Source organism: Promicromonospora sukumoe (assembly GCF_014137995.1).
Lineage (GTDB): Bacteria > Actinomycetota > Actinomycetes > Actinomycetales > Cellulomonadaceae > Promicromonospora > Promicromonospora sukumoe.
This window is the reverse complement of sequence record NZ_JACGWV010000001.1, coordinates 177,530-197,201: the sequence shown is the minus strand read 5'-3', so window position 1 is coordinate 197,201 and position 19,672 is coordinate 177,530. Positions and strand designations below refer to the sequence as shown.

The window sequence follows — 19,672 nt, the reverse complement described above, 5'->3', positions numbered from 1 at the left end:
CCGGTCCCCGCCGCCCCGGCGGATACTGGGTCGGTGACGACCGACCACCCGCTGCGGGACTTCCTGACGTCGCGCCGGGCCGCGCTCGAGCCGGAGGCCGTCGGCCTGCCCCCGGCCCGGGCGGGCCGGCGGGTCCGGGGGCTGCGCCGCGAGGAGGTCGCGATCCTCGCCGGGGTCAGCGTCGACTACTACGTCAAGCTGGAGCAGGGCCGCGCCGGGAACGTCTCCGAGCAGGTGATCCGGGCCGTCGAGCGTGCCCTGCGGCTGGACCACCTGGAGCGGCTGCACCTGCGCGCGCTGCTCGACCCGGACTCCATCCACGTGCGGCGCATCCCGCCGATCACCCTGCGCGCCCGCCCGGCGCTCATCTCGATGATCGAGGCGCTCGACCCCGTGCCCGCCGTCATCCACGGCCCGCACCTGGAGGTGCTGGGGATCAACCGGGCCGGGGTGCTGCTGCTCGACGACTTCGACGCCATGCCCTCGGACGAGCGCAACATGGCCCGCTGGATGTTCCTCAGCGACCGCGCCCGCGAGGTCTACCGGAACTGGGACGTGATCGCGCCGCAGATGGTCGCGATCCTGCGCAACGCGGCGGCGGCCGGGTCGAACGAGTACCTGTCGGCGCTGGTCGACCACCTGACCGCGGCCTCGGAGGAGTTCGCGCGGTACTGGGCCGACTACGAGCTCTTCGAGCACACCCACGGCGTCAAGCTCTTCTTCAACGAGGCCGTGGGCGAGCTGCGGCTCAACTACGAGGCCCTGCCGCTCCCGGCCGACCACGGGCAGACCGTCATCGTGTACACCGCGGACCGCGGCTCGCCGTCGGCGGAGAAGCTGCGGCTGATGTCGGAGCGGGCGGGGGCCGGTTCCGGCGAGCGGGCGGAGGCCGGTTCTGGCGAGCCGGCGGAGGCCGGGCAGGTGCGCGGCCCGCGGACGACGGCCGAGCGGGCGCCCGCCGAGGACCCGGCCGCCGTCAGAGGCTGATCGCCAGGACGACGGCGGCCGCCCAGCCCGCGACGACCAGCAGCACGAGGACGACGTCGGCCCGCCCGATCGGGACCGGCCGCCAGACCGTGCGGGGGCGCTCGCCGAGGCCGCGGGACTCCAGCGCCAGCGCGATCCGTTCCGAGGACCGGATCGAGGTGACGAGCAGCGCGAAGGCCGCCCGACCGGCGTCGGCCAGGCCGAACCGGGGGCGACCGCGCCGCAGGGGCGCGCGCACCGCCTGCGCCGCGCGGACGGTGGCCCACCGCGCGGGCATGGCCGCGAGCATGCGGTGGCCGGCGAGGATGGAGTACGCGTACCGCGGGCTGAGCCGGGCGTGCTGGACGAGGCTCACCATGAGGTCACGCGGCGGGGTCGAGGACAGGAAGCCGATGGTGAGGACGCCGATCACGAGGCCGCGCAGCGCGAGGGCGACGCCCACCGTCAGCCCCTCGACGCTGACCGGGGCGCCTTCCACGAGCGGAGTGCCCGGACGGCTGAGGGCGTTGACGGCGACGAGTCCCACGCCGAAGACGACGAACGGCACCTGGGCCAGCAGCAGGGTTCGTGCCGGGACGCGAGCGCTGGCTGCGACTGCCACCAGCGCGAGCGCGTAGAGGGCGAGCAGCGGGCGCGGGTCCAGGAAGCCGAGCGTCGCGAGCGAGGCGGCCAGCAGGATCGCCGCCTTGACCGTGGGGTTGCGGCGGGCGAGCCAGGAGGTGGCGGTGGGCGCGGCCGATCCGGTCGTGACTGGGCTCGTCCCGCCCGGCCCGGTCTCTTCTGGTCCGGTCCCGCCTGGTTCGGTCGCGGCGCGCGGCTCGACGGCCGTCATGCGGCCACGCCCAGTGCGAGGGCCGTGTCGTCCATGGCGCGCAGCACGCCGACCAAGTCCTGTGCGTCGCGCACCTCGCAGGCCAGCGCCCGGAGCAGGGCGGGCGGGCGCAGGCCGGCGCTCGCGAGCAGCGCCTCGTCGCGCAGCAGGTCCAGCGGGGTCGTGTCGGCCAGCAGCGTGCCGTCGGCGAGCACCAGGACGCGGTCGGCGTACCCGGCGACGGCGCGCAGGTCGTGGCTGGAGAACAGCACACCGCGGCCTGCCGCGGCGGCGTCGCGCAGGGCACGGAGGACGCCGACCGAGGCGTGCCGGTCCAGCCCGAAGCCGGGCTCGTCGGCGAGCAGGAACGGGTGCTCGTGCACGAGCATCGCGGCGAGACTGAGGCGCCGCTTCTGCCCGCCGGAGAGCCGGTACGGGTTGTGGTCGGCGAGCCGCGTGAGCCCGAAGCGGGCCAGGGCCTGCTCGACCCGCGGCGCGGCGTCCGGCGGCAGGCCGTGCGCCACCTCTTGGCGCACCGTCGTGGCGGTGAACTGGTGCTCCGGGTTCTGGAACACGAGCCCGGCCCGCGGACCTTCGACACTGCCCGCGGCGGGTCGGTCGAGGCCCGCGAGGCAGGCCAGCAGCGTGGACTTGCCGCTGCCGTTCGCGCCGACCAGCGCCGTCGTGGTGCCGGGGCGCAGCTCCAGGTCGACCCCGCGCAGTACCTCCCGCCGCCGGCCACGGGGCCCGCGCGCGACGGCGAGGGCGTTGGCGCGGAGGGTCGGGGCGTCGGACGGGGCGGGGTGCGGGGCAACGTCGGGCGCCGGCACGGGAGCGACGTCGGACGCGGGAGCGACGTCCCGGCCGAGCTCCCGTAACATCCGAGCCGCCAGCGACTCGCCCGCGCCCGCGATGTGCGTTTCTACCCCGTCATTGGGCCCGGAATCAGGCTGTTTTCGGGCGTAACGACTGGGTAGAAGCGCACCTCTCGACCACGCCCCGCCGTCACCCCGGCCGAGCTCCCGCAGCAACCGGGCCGCCAGCGACTCGTCCCCGCCCGCGATGTGCGCTTCTACCTCGTCATTGGGCCCGGAACGAGGCTGTTTTCGGGCGTAATCGCTGGGTAGAAGCGCACCTTGCGGGAGCGCACCTCCGGAGAGCGCCCCACCTTCCCCCAGCAACGCCCGGAGCTCCAGGTCGAGCGGGAGCCAGCAGCCCTCCCCCACGAGCTCCCGCAGCACGGGCACCGTCAGGGCGTCGACGGCGACGTCGTGCCGCACGCGGCCGTCCTTGCCGAGCACGATCCAGCGGTCCGGCAGGGCGGCGGCGCCGGCGTCGCCCGCGAGCTCGTCGAGCCGGTGCTCCACGAGCACGCAGGCGGCGCCGGTCTCCCGCCGCACCACGTCGAGGGCGTGCCGCACGGCGTCGATCCCGTCGGCGTCGAGCATCGACGTCGGCTCGTCGAGCAGGAGCAGGCGGGGCGACGGTGCGATGGCCGCCGCGAGCGCCACACGCTGCAGCTCGCCGCCGGACAGCTCCGCCGTCGCACGTCCGGCGAGGCCCGAAGCCCCGGCCCGGTCGAGCGCCGTGCGCACGGCCGGCCCGATGAGCGCGGGGTCGACGGCGAGGTTCTCCAGCGGGAACGCGACCTCGTCGAGCACGTCGGGCAGGCAGACGCCGGACTCGGGGTCCTGCCCGACGACGCCCACGACGTCGGCCAGCCCTGCGATCCCCGTGCCCGCCACGGACCGGCCGGCCACGCGCACCTCGCCGTCGACCTGCGCGTGGACCGCGAGGGGTACCGCGCCGTGCAGCATCCGCAGCAGCGTGGACTTGCCGGACCCCGACGGGCCGAGCACGAGCACGCTCTGCCCGGGTTCGATGCGCAGGTCCACGGGCCCCACGCCGTCGCCGGTGCCGTACACCGCCTCCAGAGCGGTGGTCTCGACGACGGCGGTGGTCACGTCAGCGCTCACGGCGCACCACGGGTCCACGGTCGGCGGCCCCCGCCCGGCCGATGGCGAACTCGTCGAGCACGCCGGTGCCGTAGAGGCGGTCGACGATCACCTTGGCGAGCAGCCCGCCGAGCAGGATTCCGGAGACGAGCTGCATGCCGAGTCGCAGCGCGAGGATGTCCTGCCCGAACCAGCCGAACCGGAATGCCGACCACACGAAGACCAGGCCCGCGCCGAGCAGGCCCGAGAGCGCGTAGACCCCCCACCCGAACTGGCGGTAACGGGTGAGCGCGAACGGGAGCTCGCTGCCCGCGCCCTGGATCGCGGCGGCGACCAGCAGGAGCGGCCCGACCGGCGAGCCCAGGAAGACGACCTCGACGACCGAGGCGATCACCTCGGCGATGATGCCGACGAAGGGCTTGCGGATGATCGCGATCGCGATCGGCGCCACGAGGAGCCAGCCACCCAGCAGCACGTGCTGCGCCAGGTCACCGGCCGGTCCCATCGCGACGGCGAGGCCGTTCCACGCCTGCACGAGCGCCCAGTACAGGAACCCGAAGACGACGCCGAGCATCACCATGAGCACGATGTCGCGCAGCGGCAGCCGCGACGGGCGGCGCTCCGTCGTCTCGCTCATCGGGTGCCGCCCGCGTGGCTCGGGCTGTTCACCGAGAGGGTGAGGTGGCTGGTGACGTGCTGCACCGTGCGGCCCGCGAGGACCCAGCCGGCGAAGGCGCTGGCGAGCACGCGGCCGGCGTCGCCCTCCAGACGGGTGACGAAGTGCTGCGAGCCGTGGAACGTCCCGTTCTCCTTGGCCAGGTCGATCGCGGCGTAGATGTCACGCATGTGGTCGGGGGTCACGTCGGCGCGGACGTCGTCGGCCAGGGGGTACAGGGCCCACTCCGCCGTGACGAAGCGGCCGGTGTCGCGGCCCTGCGGCACCTCGGTGACGCGCGGTCCCGCGCCGCCGGGCAGCTCGCAGACCACCTCGCCGGGGCAGCCGCGCGACAGGTGCACGGTGATCGCGGCGTGCTTGCCCGACGCCGCGATCCCGGCGGTCAGGTCGGTCACGTACCGCAGCAGGTCGGCCTCGGCGCCGCCCACGTAGGTGCTCACGTCGCCGGTCTCGACCACGAGGCCGGTGGTGTCGGCGTCGCGCAGGGCGCCCAGGATCACGTCCACGTAGTCGTCCGACATCACCGCCGCGGTGATCCGGGCGCCGACGCCGAAGCGCATCGGGTCGCCGCGCAGCTCGGCTGTCTGGTCGGTGGTGGCTTCGGTGGTGGCAAGGTCTGCCATCGGGGTGCTCCCTGTCCGTCGGATCTCCGTCGGCACAGGAGGACGGGCGCCTGACGGCCCCACGTCCTGAGTCGCTTCCTGCGCCGGCATGATCCGGATCAGGTTCTACGGTCGGAGTTGAGTACTCCCTCTCAGCCCGGCATACCGGACTCCCGTGCACTGCGCTCACCGTAACAGCAGGGGCGCGCACGGCCGCCAGGCGTCCGCTCGCTAGCATCGGCGCATGCCCGACGACGCCACCGCCGTCCCCTCCGCCTGGGGCGAGCTCACCCGTGCCACAACCACGCTGACCAGCGGCGAGACCCTGATTCACGACTGGTACGACACCTCTGCGGCCGACGTCGCGGACGGCGACCCCGAGCTCATGCTCCGGGCGACCGACCCCGATGCGGCCGCCGCCCTGCTGCCCCGCGTCGCGGCGTTCTTCGCGGACCGGGCCGGCTGGCACCGGCGTGCGACCGACGCGGTCGTCGCGGAGTTCACCACCGGTGAGCCGACGGCGGACGACCTCGCCGAGGCCGCCGACGACCTCGTGCTCCAGACGGTCGAGGTGCTCCCGGAGGGCGACGTCGTGCTGCACCTCGACGACTCGTGCGGCAAGCACTTCCTGGACGGATACTGGCCGGCGGTGCGGTTCGACGCGAAGGACGCCGTGGCGGAGGTCAGCGTGGAGGCGTGACGGACCACCCGTGCCGATGAATTCGGGCGCCGTTGCCCGTCAGTCACTGCACGACCGCCGAGAAGAACGGACAGTGCGATGACCGAGCTGAACCCAGAACGTGCCCGCCGGGCGATCGTCGAGCACACCGGGCGCCTGGCGGACTCGGCCGCCGCGGCAGGGCCCGACGCCGCCGTGCCGACCGCCCCGGAGTGGACCGTCACCGACCTGGTCGCGCACGTGGGCCAGACGCAGCACTGGACCGCGGAGATCATCGAGCGGCGCGTCACGGACCCGGCCGACATGCCCACGGAGGTGCCCGACCTGCCCGGCGACCCCGACAAGTGGCCGGAGTGGCTGGCGCAGTCCGCGGTGCGGGTCGCGAGCGCGTTCTCCGACGAGGCGCTCGACGCCGAGATCTTCAACGCCGCGGGCGACGACCGGTCCGGGGCGAGGTTCTGGCTGATCAACGTGCTCAACGAGGCGGTCGTGCACGGCTTCGACGGCGCGGGCGCGGCTCATGCGCAGGGCGCCACGGACCTGCCCCAGATCGACGCCGGTGTCGCGGCCGAGCTGATCAGCCACCACCTCGCGATGCTCACCTCCCCCACCTGGGCGATGCTGCGGCCCGAGTCCGCCCAGGCCATCCAGGGCACCGGGCAGACCCTCCGGTGGCTGGCCACCGACACCAGGGACGGCAACGGCGCGTGGTTCGTCGAGCGGCGGCCCGACGGCGCGACGTGGGAGCGCGGGAACCGGCCGGCCGACGTCACGGTGACGGGTCCGGCGGGGACGCTGCTGCTCACGCTGACGCGGCGGGTGCCGCTGGGTGCGGGCGGCGCCGGTGCCGGCTTGGGCGGTGCCAGCTTGGGTGGTGTCGGCGTCGAGGGGGACGCCGAGCTCGTGCGGCACTGGCTGGACAACACGGCGCACATCGCCGACTGAGCTAGGCGCCGTCGGGCGTCACCGCGTCCAGGATCGCGTCCCACGGAAAGTCCGCGGCGTCGTCCCCGGGCTCGTGCGGCTCGCCCGGGCCGATGACGACGTCCACGCCCCACTCCTTGAGCGTGGCCAGGCTGCCCGGGTAGGTCGGATGCCCGGCGAACCGCGTGCTGGTGCAGGGCGCGGCGACGATCGGGATACCACGGCCGACCTGTTCGACCAGGCGGGTCAGCACGTAGGTGTCAGCGATCCCGAGCGCCCACTTGGTGATCGTGTTGTACGACGCCGGGGCCACGACCACGGCGTCCGGGTCAGGCAGCGAGTACCCGACCGTGGTGTGGAAGCCGGTCCGCACCGGCCGGCCCAGGACGTCCGCGATCTGTCGCATCGCCTCGGGAAAGGTGCGCGCCGCCTGCTCGGTGGCGAGCACGTGCACGTCCCAGCCCCGCTCGACGGCCCGCGGCAGGAGCTGGGTCGGCACCTGCCGGGTCGCTCCGGCACCGGTCACGACGACGTAGAGCACACCCAGGGTCATGGGTCCCGAGGCTAGACGGTCACACCTGTGGAGCGGGTGCCTCTCCCCGCGCGGCAGCGACGGCGACACGGATGCGCTCGGCGAACTTTCGTGATCCGTAGCAGCGGACCGTGAACTCGTGGCCGCCGGCATGTACGACGACGAGGCTGGTGCCGACGCCGAACCTGGTGGTGACCTCGTCGACGTCCACCAGTGGGATGACGAAGTCGACAGGACCCTCGTGAACCGAACGGTTCATGCCGTTCGCATGGAAGTGATACTCGGTGGGCGTCAGCGTCACGCGCCCGCCGACCCAGAGTCCTCGGTACATGGCTCGAAGCGGGGCGAGCGCGGGCTCGACGACCCGGCCCACCCCGGCCGCCCGGACATCGAAGAGGGCGTTGGCGAGGCGGGAGTCGATCGCGTCAGGGATCACGACCCCCGACAGTAGGGCAGGGCCGGCGCGCCGGACAGGATGAAGAAGAAGCGCGAGCGCAGGAACTCAGCCGGCGTCCGCTGTCTTCCTGAGCTCGATGAGGTCTTCGAACGTGCGGACCAGGACGGCGCGCCGGGCCTCCTTGAACGCCGGGGAGGGTTCGAGCCCGTCGATCGAGCCGTCCCAGATCTCCAGGAACTTCGCCTTCCACGCCTCGATCGTCGCGACCTCCGGCAGCAGGACGCCGACATAGTCCAGCCGGGCGAGCACCGCCAGGAGCTCGAGGTTCGCCGGGACGGCCACGCCCCAGTACTCGTCGGGCTCCACCCCGACCGGGTCGCCGGCCATGGCCTCGGCGACCTCGGTGGCGAGCTGGTCGGTGAGGCGCGCCAGGTGGTCGGCGGCTGCGTCGTCGTCGAAGTTGCCCGGACCCCAGGTACCCACGGAACTCTCTCTCGGTCGTCGTTCGCTGACCGGGCAGTTATACCGCGAGTCGCTCGCTCAGCACGGACACGCCGTCGCCGTCCAGGTCCTGCAGCGCCGCGCGCCGTCCGGCCATCGCCATGACCAGCGAGAGCAGCGGACCGTTGGCCACGGGACCGTCGCCCGTCCGGAACTCCGCGTCGGTGGCCGTCAGCCGGAGCCCCTTGACCAGTGACCTGCTGTTCACCGCGAAGTCCTTGGACGCGAAGAATGTGGCGACCAGGAGCAGGCCCTCGGCGTCTGGCTGGTGCTTCAGACCCAGGGGCCGGCGGATGTCCTCCGAGTGCACGATCAGCTCGCCGAGCCCGGCCACGCTCTCCTTGCGAGGAAGCGCGATCGGCCCTGCGGCGGCGTAGCGCTCCAGGGTCTCCGGGTATGCGTCACCCCGGAACTCCTCCAGGCGGCGCTGGTTGTGCAGGTCGGCGTCGAACCGGGCGCCCGCGATGCTGCGCAGCCAGCCCCAGAAGGTCAGCCCCGAGGCGGCGCCCAGGTGCGCGACGACGTCCTCGACGTCCCAGTCACCGCACAGCGACGTCGTGCGCCACTGCTCGGGCGTGAGCGTGCGCAGGTCGTCGACGAGCGCGGCGTGCTCCCGCACCTGGATCTGGGACGGTCGCGTCATGGCGGTCAGTCTAGGGAGCGGGTGATCCCGCTTCGCGCTGCCCACCTCAGGTGACACGAAACACGGGCCAGCCGATCTCGGTACGCCACCGAGCGGGATCGCTCGTGTCACGAGGGCCGACGACGTAGACCTCGCGTACCGGCCCGGCCACCGACATCGCGTTCTCCACCACCCAGGTCCCTAGTTGCCCGTACGTGACCTCGATGCCGTCGTGCTCGCCGACGTGGATGGTGACGGCCAGTTCCGCGGCCGGCAGGATCACGGGGTGTACGCGTCCTGTGCGGGGTGGCGCGGCGGTCGGCAGGTAGACGATCGAGTGACCTCGTTCCTGCTCGAACAGGGCGTTGTCATAGGTGCCGCCCGGCGGCCCGGTCACGGCGGGACCGACGGCCGCCTCCAGCTCGGCCATCGCGCCCGCGTACCAGGACTCGACCTCACGATGTCCGACGACGGCCTCCACGGCTGCGACCGTCCGGGCGGGCTCCGCGCGCAGCTGGACGTCGATCGGTGCCGGGTCGGGCCGGAGCAGGCGCCGTAGCGACACGACCGCGGCCCGCGTGCGGTCAAGGACGTCCTCGAGGCGTTGCAGGTGGTCCGCCACCAAGGCCGCCCGGACACTCGGGTCGGGGGTCCGCAGGATCCGCTGCACGTCGCTCAGCGGTACGTCGAGCTCGCGCAGCCGGTGGATAACCTGCGCGGTCGGGATCTGCTCGACGCTGTAGTAGCGGTAACCGGTGGTCTCGTCCACCACGGCCGGTTCCAGCAGGGCTGCGTCGTGATAGCGACGCAGGGTCCGCACGCTCAGGTGGGTCAGCCGCGAGAACTCCCCGATGGTCAGCACCCGCTCATTCTGAACGCTCCCCCTGGGGGAGAGTCCACCGCTTGACCCTCCCGCGCCGGGACGCCACACGGTGGGCTCATGACACAGCACACCGAGATCCCGTCCGACCTGCTCCCGGCCACCGTGCGCGACTTCCTCACCGCGCACATCGCCTACGACGCCGACACCGCCTCGTCGTTCCTCACCGAGGACGCGGTGATCGTCGACCAGGACCAGACCTTCCGCGGCCGAGAGGTAGTTCACGCGTTCCTGCGCGACGCAGGCTCCGAGTTCGAGTACACGACCGAGCAGATCGGCGCACGCCGCGTCGACGACACCCACTGGGTGGTCACCCTGCGGCTCGAGGGCACCTTCCCGGGTGGCATCGCCGAGCTCGACTACCGGTTCGCGCTGCGCGGCGCCCTGGTCGCAGAACTCGTCATCGCCAACCACACCGCCTGACCGAACAACCACCTCGATCTACGAAGGAGAGAGATGTCTATCCCAGATCGCGATCGTCTCGACGGTCGCCGGGCACTGGTCACCGGCGGCTCGAAGGGCTCGGGCAAGGCCGTCGTCGAGAGACTCCGAGCGATGGGCGCCGACGTGTACGTCACGGCGCGCACGATGCCCGACGGGTACGAGCGGCCGGACCGGTTCATCGAGGCCGACATCCTGACGGCAGAGGGCACCGACGCCGTGGCCGCTCGTATCGCCAAGGACGTCGGCACGCTCGACATCCTGGTGCACGTCGTCGGAGGCGCATCGACGCCGTCCGGCGGATTCGCGGTCATCACCGACGACCAGTGGCTCACCGAGCTGAACCTCAACCTCCTCGGAGCGGTACGGCTGGACCGGGCCCTTCTACCGGCAATGATCCGGGCTGCGTCGGGCGTGGTGCTCCACTTCACCTCGATCCAGCGCGAGCTGCCCCAGTACGACGCATCCTTGCCGTACGCAGCGGCGAAGGCCGCGCTGCGCACGTACAGCAAGGGCCTTGCCAACGAGCTCGCGCCGCGCGGCGTCCGCGTCAACGCGATCAGTCCCGGCGGCATCGAGACGGAAGCCTACGAACGGTTCGTGGACCGGATCGCCGAGGGCAACGGACTCACACGCGAAGCAGCCAAGCAAACGATCTACGACTCCCTCGGAGGAGTCCCACTGGGACGGTTCGCGAACACCGAGGAGATCGCGGACCTGGTCGGGTTCCTCGTGTCGGACCGCGCCTCGGCGATCGTGGGCGCCGAGTACGTGATCGACGGCGGCACCGTCCCGACCGTCTGAGCGAGGCACCGGCTCCGAGGGGCCGCTCCCGAACGGCTCAATCCGCCGGCACAGCCTCCACCCCAACGGGTGGCGGGCCGTGTCGGCGGTACGACACGTGCTGATGCCTCACCAGCCGGGCCAGGCAGACACCCCGCTGACTACCACCCGGAGTACGAGCGTTACCGCAGGTCAACCGGCACTTGGTCTGGTTAAGCGACCAGACCCAAACCGGGGTGATGCTCAGACGTTGAACCTGAACTCCACCACGTCCCCGTCCTGCATGACGTAGTCCTTGCCCTCGATGCGGGCCTTGCCCGCCGCCTTCGCCGCCGCCACGGACCCGGTCTCGACCAGGTCGTCGAAGGAGATGACCTCGGCCTTGATGAAGCCACGCTCGAAGTCGGTGTGGATCACGCCGGCGGCCTGCGGCGCCGTCCAGCCGCGGTGGATGGTCCACGCGCGCGATTCCTTGGGGCCCGCGGTGAGGTAGGTCTGGAGGCCGAGCGTGTCGAAACCGACGCGGGCGAGCTGGTCCAGGCCGGACTCCTCCTGGCCGGTCTCCGCGAGCATCTCGGCGGCCTCGTCGGGCTCCAACTCGACGAGCTCGGACTCGAACTTGGCATCCAGGAAGATGGCCTGCGCGGGCGCGACGACCTTGCGCAGCGCCTCCTGCGAGGCGGTGTCGGCCAGACCGGCGTCGTCGGTGTTGAAGACGTAGATGAACGGCTTGGCCGTCATGAGCTGCAGGCTGGCGATCTCGGCGAGGTCCAGGCCGGCGTCCTTGGCGCCCTGGTACAGCGTCACGCCGCTGTCGAGGATCTCCTGGGCCTTCTTGGCGGCCGCGTACAGGACGGGGTCGCCGCGCTTGATCTTGACCTCCTTCTCCATCCTCGGCAGTGCCTTCTCGAGGGTCTGGAGGTCGGCCAGGATCAGCTCGGTGGAGATGGTCTCGATGTCGCCGGGGGCGTCGAGCGAGCCGTCGACCCGCACCACGTCGGGGTCGTCGAAGGCGCGCGTGACCTGGCAGATCGCGTCGGCCTCGCGGATGTTGGCGAGGAACTTGTTGCCCAGGCCCTCACCCTCGGAGGCGCCCTTGACGATGCCCGCGATGTCCACGAACGAGACCGTGGCCGGCAGTGTGCGCTGGCTCTCGAAGATCTCGGCCAGCTTGTTCAGCCGCTCGTCGGGCAGCGAGACCACACCGACGTTGGGCTCGATCGTTGCGAACGGGTAGTTCGCCGCGAGCACCTGGTTGCGGGTCAGAGCGTTGAAGAGGGTGGACTTGCCGACGTTGGGCAGGCCGACGATGCCGATAGTGAGAGCCACGTCGCGCAAGTTTACGTGGACGCGGCGGCGTCCGCGTCGATCAGGTCCAGGTCCCTCGTCGCGAACTGGTGGTGGTTCCACTCCTCGGAGAGCACGACCCACACGCACTGGGCCGCCACGAACGCCTCGGACTGGTCCATCCAGGGCGGCGGCTCGGCCGGGCTGCCCGCCTCGTCGGGCGAGACTGCGGCCAGATACTCCCGCACCTCGCGCAGCCGGCCGCGACGCACCTCCAGCACCTCGTCGTACGACGGCGCGGCGTCCGGGTCGATCCCGAGGCCCGGGGAGCCGGCGGCGAAGCCGGAGTGCGGCATGCCGGCCGGCCAGAACACGTCGTCGCGCCTGCCCTGCGCGCCCCACCGCAGCCAGCCGTCGGTGCAGAACACCAGGTGGCGCAGGGTCTGGGCGAACGACCACTCGTCGTCGACCGAGACGTCCACGGTGCCCGGCGGCATCGACGCGACCCGTTCGACCGTGGTCTCCCACATCCGCTCGTAGGCGTCCAGGGCCGCGCGGAGGCCGGCGAGAGAGCGGTCCTGCAGCAGCGTGCGCTCCGGGTGGCGCCGGTTCAGCTCGGCCTCGACCAGGGGCTCCACCTCGACGCCGTTGACGCGCAGGCCGTAGATGTAGCCGTCGATGTCGGCGCCGGCCAGCTCGACGCCGCGCATCCGCACGCCGTTCAGCACGACCTCGCGAAAAGAAGCGCCACTCAGGTCGGCGTCGCGCACGACGGCCCCGCGGAGGTCGGCGCCCTCGATGCCGTCGACACGTCCTGTGATCTGGTTCATGCGGGCGACGCTACGCGCAGCCACTGACACCCGTGCCCCGGGCCGTGGGCCCGGGGCACGGTGTTCGGAACGGCTACGGGAACGACTGCACCTGCTGCAGCAGCTCGGGCAGTCGCCGGTCGTACACGCGGGCGCCGAACCGCACCGCGAGCACCAGGATCAGCGCGCCGTACAGCACGCCGACGACGAGCGTGGCGACACCCCACAGCACCCCGCCCAGCACCAGCGCGGCGATGCCCACCGCGAACACCGGGATCGACAGTCCGAGCGTGACCACGAACCCGAGGCCCTGCGAGACCATCGTGGCCACGGCGGCACCCTGCGGGGACTTGAGCGGGCTCTCCCCCGGCTTGGCCACGGGATAGACGAGCCGGGCGGAGGCCGCGCAGGACACGCCCGTGCTGACGAGCAGCGAGCCGAGGGCCAGCCCCAGCAGCGGCAGCGTGAGGTGCCAGTCGTCGGCCACCCACACCGAGGCGATGACGGTGGCGATGCTGACCAGAGGTCCCACGGTGAGCATCGGGATGGCCCGGCCCCACCGGTCCGCGCGTCCGTCGACCCCGGCCGCGACGTGCAGCGCGAACGCAGTGTTGTCGTACGCGATGTCGTTGGAGATGCTGAAGCCGAGGATCCAGGCCACGAACGGCCCGCTCGCCAGCAGCAGGAAGTAGTTGCCCATGCTCTGGCCGGAGAAGTACATGATCACGGGCAGCAGCGGGACGATCGCGATGGAGCCGGAGTAGCGCGGGTCGCGCAGCCAGTACGTCGCGGTCCGTGCGGTCACGGCCCAGGTGGGCGAGGACGGGACGAGGCCGAACGCGCCGAGCCCCTTGGCCCGGCCACCGCTGCCGCCACCGACGGGCGGACGCTCCAGCGCGCGGCCGAGGGCCCGGTCCCAGACCAGCCAGGCCAGCGCGATGGTGGCGAGCGCGACGGCGAGCCGGCCGGCCAGGACCGCCCACTCGCCGTCGTGCGCGGTGCTCCCGAGCGACCAGGCCGCTCCGAACGGCGTCCAGCCCACGACCCCGGCCGCCTGCTGGAACACGGGCAGGAGCTGCACCCCGGTGCTGCTGCCGGGGTCCGCCTCCGGGGAATCGTTCGCGCTGTTGACGAGCCAGCTGATCAGCGGGCCGATCATCACCACGAGGACGAGCGCGACCAGCGTGACCACCTCGCGGTAGCGCCGTGACTCCAGCACGGGCGCGAGCAGCGTGGTGATGGCACGGGACCCGATGATGCAGGTCGCGACGCCGAGCACGGCGCCGACGAGCGCCACCAGGAGCGTGCCCGGCTCCAGCACCCAGCCGAACGCGGTGCCCAGCGCGGTCAGGACCGTCGCGATACCCGGCACCGAGACCAGGCCGGCCACCGCCAGCCCGGCGACGAGGGTGCGCCGCGGGATGGCGAAGGTCGTGAAGCGGTGCGGGTCCAGGGTGGCGTCCACGCCGAACGCGAAGATCGGGATGATCCACCAGCCCAGGACGGTGAGGGCGCCGCCGAGCGTGATCGCCAGCCCCGCCCAGGTCGGGTTCTCGAACACACCGAGACCCACGACCGCGGCGACCAGCACACCGACGACGCCCAGCGCGTAGGCGGCGGCGACGATCATCCCGATGGTCTGCCACACGCTCTTGCGGAACGTGTTGCCCATCAGCGTGAGCTTGAGGGTCAGGAACCGCGCAACCACGAGAGCCCCTCCGAGTGCTGCCGACCGCCGACGAGGTCGACGAACCGGTCCTCCAGGCTCTGCTCGCCGCGCACCTCGTCCACCGTGCCCGCGGCGAGGACCTGCCCCGCCGCCATGACCGCGACGTGGTCGCACATGCGCTGGACCAGGTCCATCACGTGGCTGGAGACGATCACGGTGCCGCCGCCGGACACGTAGTCCTTGAGGATGTCGCGGATGTTGGCGGCGCTCACCGGGTCCACGGCCTCGAACGGCTCGTCCAGCACCAGGGTGCGCGGAGCGTGGATCATGGCGCTGCCCAGCGCGATCTTCTTGGTCATGCCCGCGGAGTAGTCGACGACGAACGTGTCCGCGTCGGCGCCCAGGTCGAACGCCTGCAGCAGGTCGTTGCTGCGCTCGACGACGGTGGCCTTGTCCATCCCGCGCAGCATCCCCGCGTACGCCAGGAGCTGGCGGCCGGTCAGGCGGTCGAACAGGCGCACGCCGTCGGGCAGCACGCCGAGGGTGGCCTTGGCCTCGTCGGGACGTGCCCAGAGGTCCACGCCCTGCACCCAGGCCGTGCCGAAGTCCGGGCGCAGCAGGCCCGTGGCCATCGAGAGCATGGTGGTCTTGCCGGCGCCGTTGGGGCCGACGAGGCCGTAGAACGAGCCGCGCGGCACGTCCAGGCTGACGCCGTGGACGGCGATCTTCTGCCCGAACCGCTTCCAGAGGCCGCGGACGCTCATCGCGGCCGACGGGTCGTACGGGGGCGGCTCCGGCGCACCCTGCGGGCCGGCGCTCCCCGGCGGGCTCGGGTCGACTGGGATCGTCATGGCACCCAACCTAGCCAAGACCACCGACGCACCGGATCCGACGCGAGGAGGAGGTCGGGTGAATGCTGCTCCGTCTCGGGTCGGACGGCGCCACCTGGGGCGATACGGAGCTGTCGCCAGGCTCATACCGGACGATCGGGGCACTGCGGGGTGTCGGCGTACGAGAGTGTCGGTGGCTCGTGGCAGCCTGTCGCCCATGGACATCGCCGCAACGATTCTGCTGGCCCTCGGCGCCCTCGTCGTCGGTGCGCTGCTGGGATGGCTCGGGCACGCGCAGCGCAGCACGTCCGCCGTACGCGAGGCGGACCTCGAGGTCGTGCGCCTGCGTGCCCAGACCGAGTCCGCCGAGCGCCAGGTCGAAGCCGCACGGGACCGCGCGGACGAGCAGATCGCCGACGCACGCGCGCGTGCCGCCGAGCAGATCGCCGCCGCACGCACCGAGCAGGAGCACGCCCGGCAGCAGTTCCAGGCGCTCGCCGGTGACGCGCTGGACGCCAACAGCAAGCGGTTCCTGGAGCTCGCGGAGGAGCGGTTCAAGCGGTCGACGTCGGCCGGCGAGCAGGCGCTCGCCCAGCGCGAGCAGGCCGTGAAGTCGCTGGTGGACCCCCTGACCAAGGCGGTCGAGCTGGTGCGCAGCGAGGTGCTGCAGGCGGAGAAGGCCCGCATCGAGGGTCAGGGCGCGCTGGTCGAGCAGATGCGCAACGTCGCCGAGGTCTCGGCCGACCTGCGCAACGGGACGGCGGACCTCGTCACCGCGCTGCGCTCGTCGCAGACCCGCGGCGCCTGGGGCGAGCTGCAGCTCCGTAAGGTCGTCGAGTCGGCGGGCATGATCAACCGGGTCGACTTCACCGAGCAGGCGCAGGTCACCACGGAGGACGGCACGCTCCGCCCGGACATGGTCATCAACCTCGCCGGCGGCAAGCGCGTCGTCGTCGACTCCAAGGTCGCCTTCCTGGGCTTCCTGGAGGCCCAGCAGTCCGACGACGCCGCGTACCGCGAGCAGCGCCTCGACGCCCACGTGCGGCACATGCGCAAGCACGTGGACGACCTGGCCGGCAAGAAGTACTGGAACCAGTTCGAGCCCGCGCCGGAGTTCGTCGTGATGTTCGTGCCGGCCGAGGCCTTCCTGTCGGCCTCCCTGGAGCGCGCCCCGGAGCTGCTGGAGTACGCGGCCCAGAAGAACGTCATCATCGCGACGCCGACCACCATGCTGGCGCTGCTGCGCACCGTCGCCTACGCCTGGCGCCAGGAGGCCCTGGCCGAGAACGCGCAGCGGGTGCTCAGCGTCGGCAAGGAGCTCTACGCACGCCTGGTCACGATGACCGGCCACGTCACCCGGACGGGCCGCGCGCTGGAGTCGGCGACCAAGAGCTACAACCAGATGATCGGCTCTCTGGAGCGCAACGTGCTGACGTCGGCCCGGCGGATGGTCGAGCTCGAGGTCGTCGACGAGCGGGACAGCATCGAGGAGATCCGGGGCATCGAGGAGGTGCCGCGGCCGATCACCAAGCCCGAGCTGCTGGCCGCCGAGGAGGGCGGCGTGGTCGCCATCGACCGTGCGCAGGAGGAGAGCGACGGCATCCTGGTGCAGGCGCTGGAGGTCACAGAGCTCGCGGCGAGCGACAAGCGCGCCCTGGAGGCGGTCGAGGATGCGGCGGCCAAGAAGAACGCCCAGAAGGACAGCGCGGCGGGCTGAACGGCACCGGGCTAGCCCGCGCCCGGCCGTAGGAGGCCGCGATGGTCGGCAGTACGTCAGATGATCGGTAAGAGGTCAGGTGATCGGTAGTTTGAACTACCGATCACCTGACCTCTTACCGATCACCCAGCCGGGACCGATCACCCGGGCCGGCGCCCAGGCACCAGCCCTCAGGCCTGCGGGAGCTCCTTGCGGGCCTCGCGGCGCGGGCGCTTGGGCTCCTCGCCCGCGGCCTTGAGCCCGGCGCGCAGCTCGCGCGGCAGCGAGAACATGAGGTCCTCGGTCGCGGTCCGCACCTCGTCGACGGTGCCGAAGCCGTGCTCGGCGAGGTGCGTGATGACGTCCTGCACCAGGATCTCGGGCACGGAGGCACCCGAGGTCACGCCGACCGTGGTGACGCCCTCGAGCCACTCGTCCTTGATCTCGACCTTGCGGTCCACGCGGTACGACGCCGTGGCGCCGGCCTGCAGCGCCACCTCGACGAGCCGCACGGAGTTGGACGAGTTGGCGGAGCCGACCACGATGACCAGGTCGCACTCGGGGGCCAGCTTCTTCACCGCGACCTGGCGGTTCTGCGTGGCGTAGCAGATGTCGTCGCTGGGCGGGTCCTGCAGGGACGGGAACTTCTCCCGCAGCCGGCGGACGGTCTCCATGGTCTCGTCGACCGAGAGCGTGGTCTGCGAGATCCACACGACCTTGTCGGGGTCGCGCACGACGACCTGGTCCACCTCGTCGGGCGAGTTCACGATCTGCACGTGCTCGGGGGCCTCGCCGGCGGTGCCCTCGACCTCCTCGTGACCGGTGTGCCCGATCAGCAGGATGTCGTAGTCGTCCTTGGCGAACCGCACGGCCTCCTTGTGCACCTTGGTGACCAGGGGGCAGGTCGCGTCGATCGTGTCGAGGCTCCGCGCGACAGCCGAGGCCCGGACAGCGGGCGACACACCGTGCGCCGAGAACACGAGCCGGCTGCCCTCGGGCACCTCGTCGGTCTCGTTGACGAAGATGGCGCCGCGTTCGCGCAGCGTCTCCACCACGTGCTTGTTGTGGACGATCTCCTTGCGCACGTACACGGGTGCGCCGTAGGTCTCCAGTGCCTTCTCGACGGCGACCACCGCACGGTCCACACCGGCGCAGTATCCGCGGGGTGCAGCCAGCAGGACGCGCTTGGTCTTGGTCCGGGCAGGGCGCTCAGGGCTCGTGACACTCACAGGTGCAGTCTAGGGGCGGTGTGCGGAGGGCTTGTGTCGGTGGTGGGTGGCAGGGTTGGACACGTGACGGAACCCACCCAGCAGGCCCTCCCGACCGAGCTCCCCCGCAAGGCGCTCGACACCACGCCCACCAGCCCCTGGCCGGTGCGCGTGCTCTCGGAGAAGATCAAGGGCTACATCGACAAGATGCCGCCGGTCTGGGTCGAGGGCCAGGTGGTGCAGTTCAACCTGCGGCCCGGCTCCGGCATGCAGTGGCTGACACTGCGCGACACGGACGCCGACGCGTCGCTGCCCGTGACGATCTTCTCGCGCGTCCTCGGCACCCTGGCGCAGCCCCCCGCCGAGGGCGACCACGTGGTGGTGCACGCCAAGCCCGTCTTCTGGACCAAGCGCGGCACGCTGCAGATGCAGGCCAACGAGATCAAGGCCGTGGGCGTGGGCGAGCTGCTGGCCCGCATCGAGGCCCTGAAGAAGGTCCTCGCGGCCGAGGGCCTGTTCGACGCCTCCCGCAAGCGCAGCCTGCCGTTCCTGCCCGCCGTCGTGGGGCTGGTGTGCGGGCGCGAGTCCAAGGCGGAGCACGACGTCGTCGTCAACGCCCGGGCGCGCTGGCCCCAGGTGCGGTTCGAGATCCGCGAGGTCGCCGTGCAGGGCGTCAACGCCGTGCGCGAGGTGTCGGCCGCGGTCGCAGAGCTCGACCAGGACCCGCGGGTCGACGTCATCGTCGTGGCCCGCGGCGGCGGCTCGGTCGAGGACCTGCTGCCGTTCAGCAACGAGGCGCTGGTGCGCGCCGTCGCGCAGGCCCGAACGCCCCTGGTCAGCGCGATCGGCCACGAGACCGACGCACCGCTGCTCGACCTGGTCGCCGACTACCGCGCCTCCACCCCCACCGACGCCGCCAAGCGCATCGTGCCCGACGTCTCCGAGGAGCGGCTCCGGCTCACCCAGGCCCGCTCGCGGATGCGCGGCGCGGTCGCGTCGATGCTGGACCGCGAGCAGCGCGGGCTCGACGGCGTCCGCTCGCGGCCGGTGCTCGCCGTGCCGCAGACCATGCTGGAGTCGCGCGAGCGGGACGTCCGCCAGGCGGTCCGGCACGCCCGGCACGCCCTCGACGCGCTGCTCCTGCGCGCCGGCGGCGAGATCGGCCGGCTCGGCGCCCAGGTCAGGGCGCTGTCACCGGCCTCGACGCTGGAGCGTGGCTACGCCGTCGTGCAGCGGGCGGACGGCCACGTGGTGCGGCACCCCGACGACGTCGAGGTCGGCGCCGGCCTCCACGTGCGCCTCGCCGAGGGCGCGCTGGACGCGGAGGTCACCGCGACGAGGGCCTAGATCCGGCCCCGGGACGAGGTCCGGGAGACGGTCGGA

Annotated in this window: 21 protein-coding genes and 1 riboswitch; of the genes, 7 read left to right on the top strand and 14 right to left on the bottom strand. The window is 72.2% G+C overall.

Annotated features, from left to right (window positions below):
• Nucleotides 1–33: 33 nt before the first annotated feature.
• Complete coding sequence (locus tag FHX71_RS00940) at nt 34–987, top strand: helix-turn-helix transcriptional regulator (RefSeq protein ID WP_182614010.1); 954 nt, start codon at nt 34–36, stop codon at nt 985–987.
• Here FHX71_RS00940 and FHX71_RS00935 read toward each other — a convergent pair.
• The 4 genes from FHX71_RS00935 to FHX71_RS00920 are packed head-to-tail and all read right to left on the bottom strand — an operon-like array spanning nt 977 to nt 5,052.
• On the bottom strand, nt 977–1,819 hold the full coding sequence (locus tag FHX71_RS00935; protein ID WP_246402100.1) for an energy-coupling factor transporter transmembrane component T family protein: 843 nt from the start codon (nt 1,817–1,819) through the stop codon (nt 977–979). The genes FHX71_RS00940 and FHX71_RS00935 overlap by 11 nt on opposite strands.
• Nucleotides 1,816–3,774, bottom strand: coding sequence for an ABC transporter ATP-binding protein (locus tag FHX71_RS00930; RefSeq protein WP_182614009.1), 1,959 nt, complete (start codon nt 3,772–3,774; stop codon nt 1,816–1,818). The genes FHX71_RS00935 and FHX71_RS00930 overlap by 4 nt, the downstream gene beginning before the upstream one ends.
• The gene (locus tag FHX71_RS00925; RefSeq protein WP_182614008.1) at nt 3,764–4,390 is read right to left on the bottom strand and encodes an ECF transporter S component; all 627 of its coding nucleotides are present in this window, start codon (nt 4,388–4,390) and stop codon (nt 3,764–3,766) included. The genes FHX71_RS00930 and FHX71_RS00925 overlap by 11 nt, the downstream gene beginning before the upstream one ends.
• Nucleotides 4,387–5,052, bottom strand: a complete 666-nt coding sequence (locus FHX71_RS00920; RefSeq protein ID WP_182614007.1) for a YkoF family thiamine/hydroxymethylpyrimidine-binding protein — start codon at nt 5,050–5,052, stop codon at nt 4,387–4,389. Before FHX71_RS00920 ends, FHX71_RS00925 begins: the two co-directional genes overlap by 4 nt.
• Before the next feature lie 58 nt (nt 5,053–5,110).
• Nucleotides 5,111–5,218: riboswitch (TPP riboswitch) on the bottom strand.
• 57 nt (nt 5,219–5,275) lie between these two features.
• Between FHX71_RS00920 and FHX71_RS00915 the strand changes: the two genes are divergently transcribed.
• Together FHX71_RS00915 and FHX71_RS00910 are read left to right on the top strand one after the other, a co-directional pair.
• On the top strand, nt 5,276–5,731 hold the full coding sequence (locus tag FHX71_RS00915; RefSeq protein WP_182614006.1) for a hypothetical protein: 456 nt from the start codon (nt 5,276–5,278) through the stop codon (nt 5,729–5,731).
• A gap of 78 nt (nt 5,732–5,809) precedes the next feature.
• The gene (locus FHX71_RS00910) at nt 5,810–6,655 is read left to right on the top strand and encodes a maleylpyruvate isomerase N-terminal domain-containing protein (RefSeq protein ID WP_182614005.1); all 846 of its coding nucleotides are present in this window, start codon (nt 5,810–5,812) and stop codon (nt 6,653–6,655) included.
• Nucleotide 6,656: 1 nt separating this feature from the next.
• Here FHX71_RS00910 and FHX71_RS00905 read toward each other — a convergent pair whose 3' ends face one another.
• From FHX71_RS00905 to FHX71_RS00885, 5 genes are all read right to left on the bottom strand, one after another.
• On the bottom strand, nt 6,657–7,187 hold the full coding sequence (locus tag FHX71_RS00905; protein WP_182614004.1) for a flavoprotein: 531 nt from the start codon (nt 7,185–7,187) through the stop codon (nt 6,657–6,659).
• A gap of 19 nt (nt 7,188–7,206) precedes the next feature.
• Nucleotides 7,207–7,602 carry a hypothetical protein gene (locus tag FHX71_RS00900; RefSeq protein WP_182614003.1) on the bottom strand — a complete coding sequence of 132 codons (396 nt, stop codon included), beginning with the start codon at nt 7,600–7,602 and terminating at the stop codon, nt 7,207–7,209.
• A gap of 66 nt (nt 7,603–7,668) precedes the next feature.
• Complete coding sequence (locus tag FHX71_RS00895) at nt 7,669–8,046, bottom strand: DUF4259 domain-containing protein (RefSeq protein ID WP_182614002.1); 378 nt, start codon at nt 8,044–8,046, stop codon at nt 7,669–7,671.
• 37 nt (nt 8,047–8,083) lie between these two features.
• Nucleotides 8,084–8,707 (bottom strand): maleylpyruvate isomerase family mycothiol-dependent enzyme, encoded by a 624-nt coding sequence (locus tag FHX71_RS00890; RefSeq protein WP_182614001.1) that lies wholly within the window; start codon nt 8,705–8,707, stop codon nt 8,084–8,086.
• Nucleotides 8,708–8,753: 46 nt separating this feature from the next.
• The gene (locus tag FHX71_RS00885) at nt 8,754–9,548 is read right to left on the bottom strand and encodes a MerR family transcriptional regulator (RefSeq protein WP_182614000.1); all 795 of its coding nucleotides are present in this window, start codon (nt 9,546–9,548) and stop codon (nt 8,754–8,756) included.
• A 78-nt stretch (nt 9,549–9,626) separates the two neighbouring features.
• Between FHX71_RS00885 and FHX71_RS00880 the strand changes: the two genes are divergently transcribed.
• Nucleotides 9,627–9,989 carry a nuclear transport factor 2 family protein gene (locus FHX71_RS00880; protein WP_182613999.1) on the top strand — a complete coding sequence of 121 codons (363 nt, stop codon included), beginning with the start codon at nt 9,627–9,629 and terminating at the stop codon, nt 9,987–9,989.
• A gap of 33 nt (nt 9,990–10,022) precedes the next feature.
• Nucleotides 10,023–10,811 carry an SDR family oxidoreductase gene (locus FHX71_RS00875; RefSeq protein ID WP_182613998.1) on the top strand — a complete coding sequence of 263 codons (789 nt, stop codon included), beginning with the start codon at nt 10,023–10,025 and terminating at the stop codon, nt 10,809–10,811.
• Nucleotides 10,812–11,033: 222 nt separating this feature from the next.
• Here FHX71_RS00875 and ychF read toward each other — a convergent pair whose 3' ends face one another.
• The 4 genes from ychF to FHX71_RS00855 form a co-directional block, all read right to left on the bottom strand.
• The gene (gene ychF / locus FHX71_RS00870) at nt 11,034–12,119 is read right to left on the bottom strand and encodes a redox-regulated ATPase YchF (protein ID WP_182613997.1); all 1,086 of its coding nucleotides are present in this window, start codon (nt 12,117–12,119) and stop codon (nt 11,034–11,036) included.
• Between the two features lie 11 nt (nt 12,120–12,130).
• Nucleotides 12,131–12,907 (bottom strand): DinB family protein, encoded by a 777-nt coding sequence (locus FHX71_RS00865; RefSeq protein ID WP_182613996.1) that lies wholly within the window; start codon nt 12,905–12,907, stop codon nt 12,131–12,133.
• A gap of 73 nt (nt 12,908–12,980) precedes the next feature.
• Nucleotides 12,981–14,594: a hypothetical protein gene (locus tag FHX71_RS00860; protein WP_182613995.1), complete on the bottom strand. Its 1,614-nt coding sequence runs from the start codon at nt 14,592–14,594 to the stop codon at nt 12,981–12,983.
• Complete coding sequence (locus FHX71_RS00855; protein WP_182613994.1) at nt 14,576–15,406, bottom strand: ABC transporter ATP-binding protein; 831 nt, start codon at nt 15,404–15,406, stop codon at nt 14,576–14,578. The genes FHX71_RS00860 and FHX71_RS00855 overlap by 19 nt, the downstream gene beginning before the upstream one ends.
• Nucleotides 15,407–15,602: 196 nt before the next feature.
• On the opposite strand from FHX71_RS00855, the gene FHX71_RS00850 reads away from it, so the two are divergent.
• Nucleotides 15,603–17,102 carry a DNA recombination protein RmuC gene (locus tag FHX71_RS00850; protein ID WP_182613993.1) on the top strand — a complete coding sequence of 500 codons (1,500 nt, stop codon included), beginning with the start codon at nt 15,603–15,605 and terminating at the stop codon, nt 17,100–17,102.
• A gap of 170 nt (nt 17,103–17,272) precedes the next feature.
• On the opposite strand, the gene FHX71_RS00845 is transcribed toward FHX71_RS00850, so the two are convergent.
• Nucleotides 17,273–18,310, bottom strand: coding sequence for a 4-hydroxy-3-methylbut-2-enyl diphosphate reductase (locus FHX71_RS00845; protein ID WP_182613992.1), 1,038 nt, complete (start codon nt 18,308–18,310; stop codon nt 17,273–17,275).
• Between the two features lie 63 nt (nt 18,311–18,373).
• On the opposite strand from FHX71_RS00845, the gene xseA reads away from it, so the two are divergent.
• On the top strand, nt 18,374–19,636 hold the full coding sequence (gene xseA, locus FHX71_RS00840; protein WP_182613991.1) for an exodeoxyribonuclease VII large subunit: 1,263 nt from the start codon (nt 18,374–18,376) through the stop codon (nt 19,634–19,636).
• The last annotated feature ends 36 nt before the right edge of the window (nt 19,637–19,672 follow it).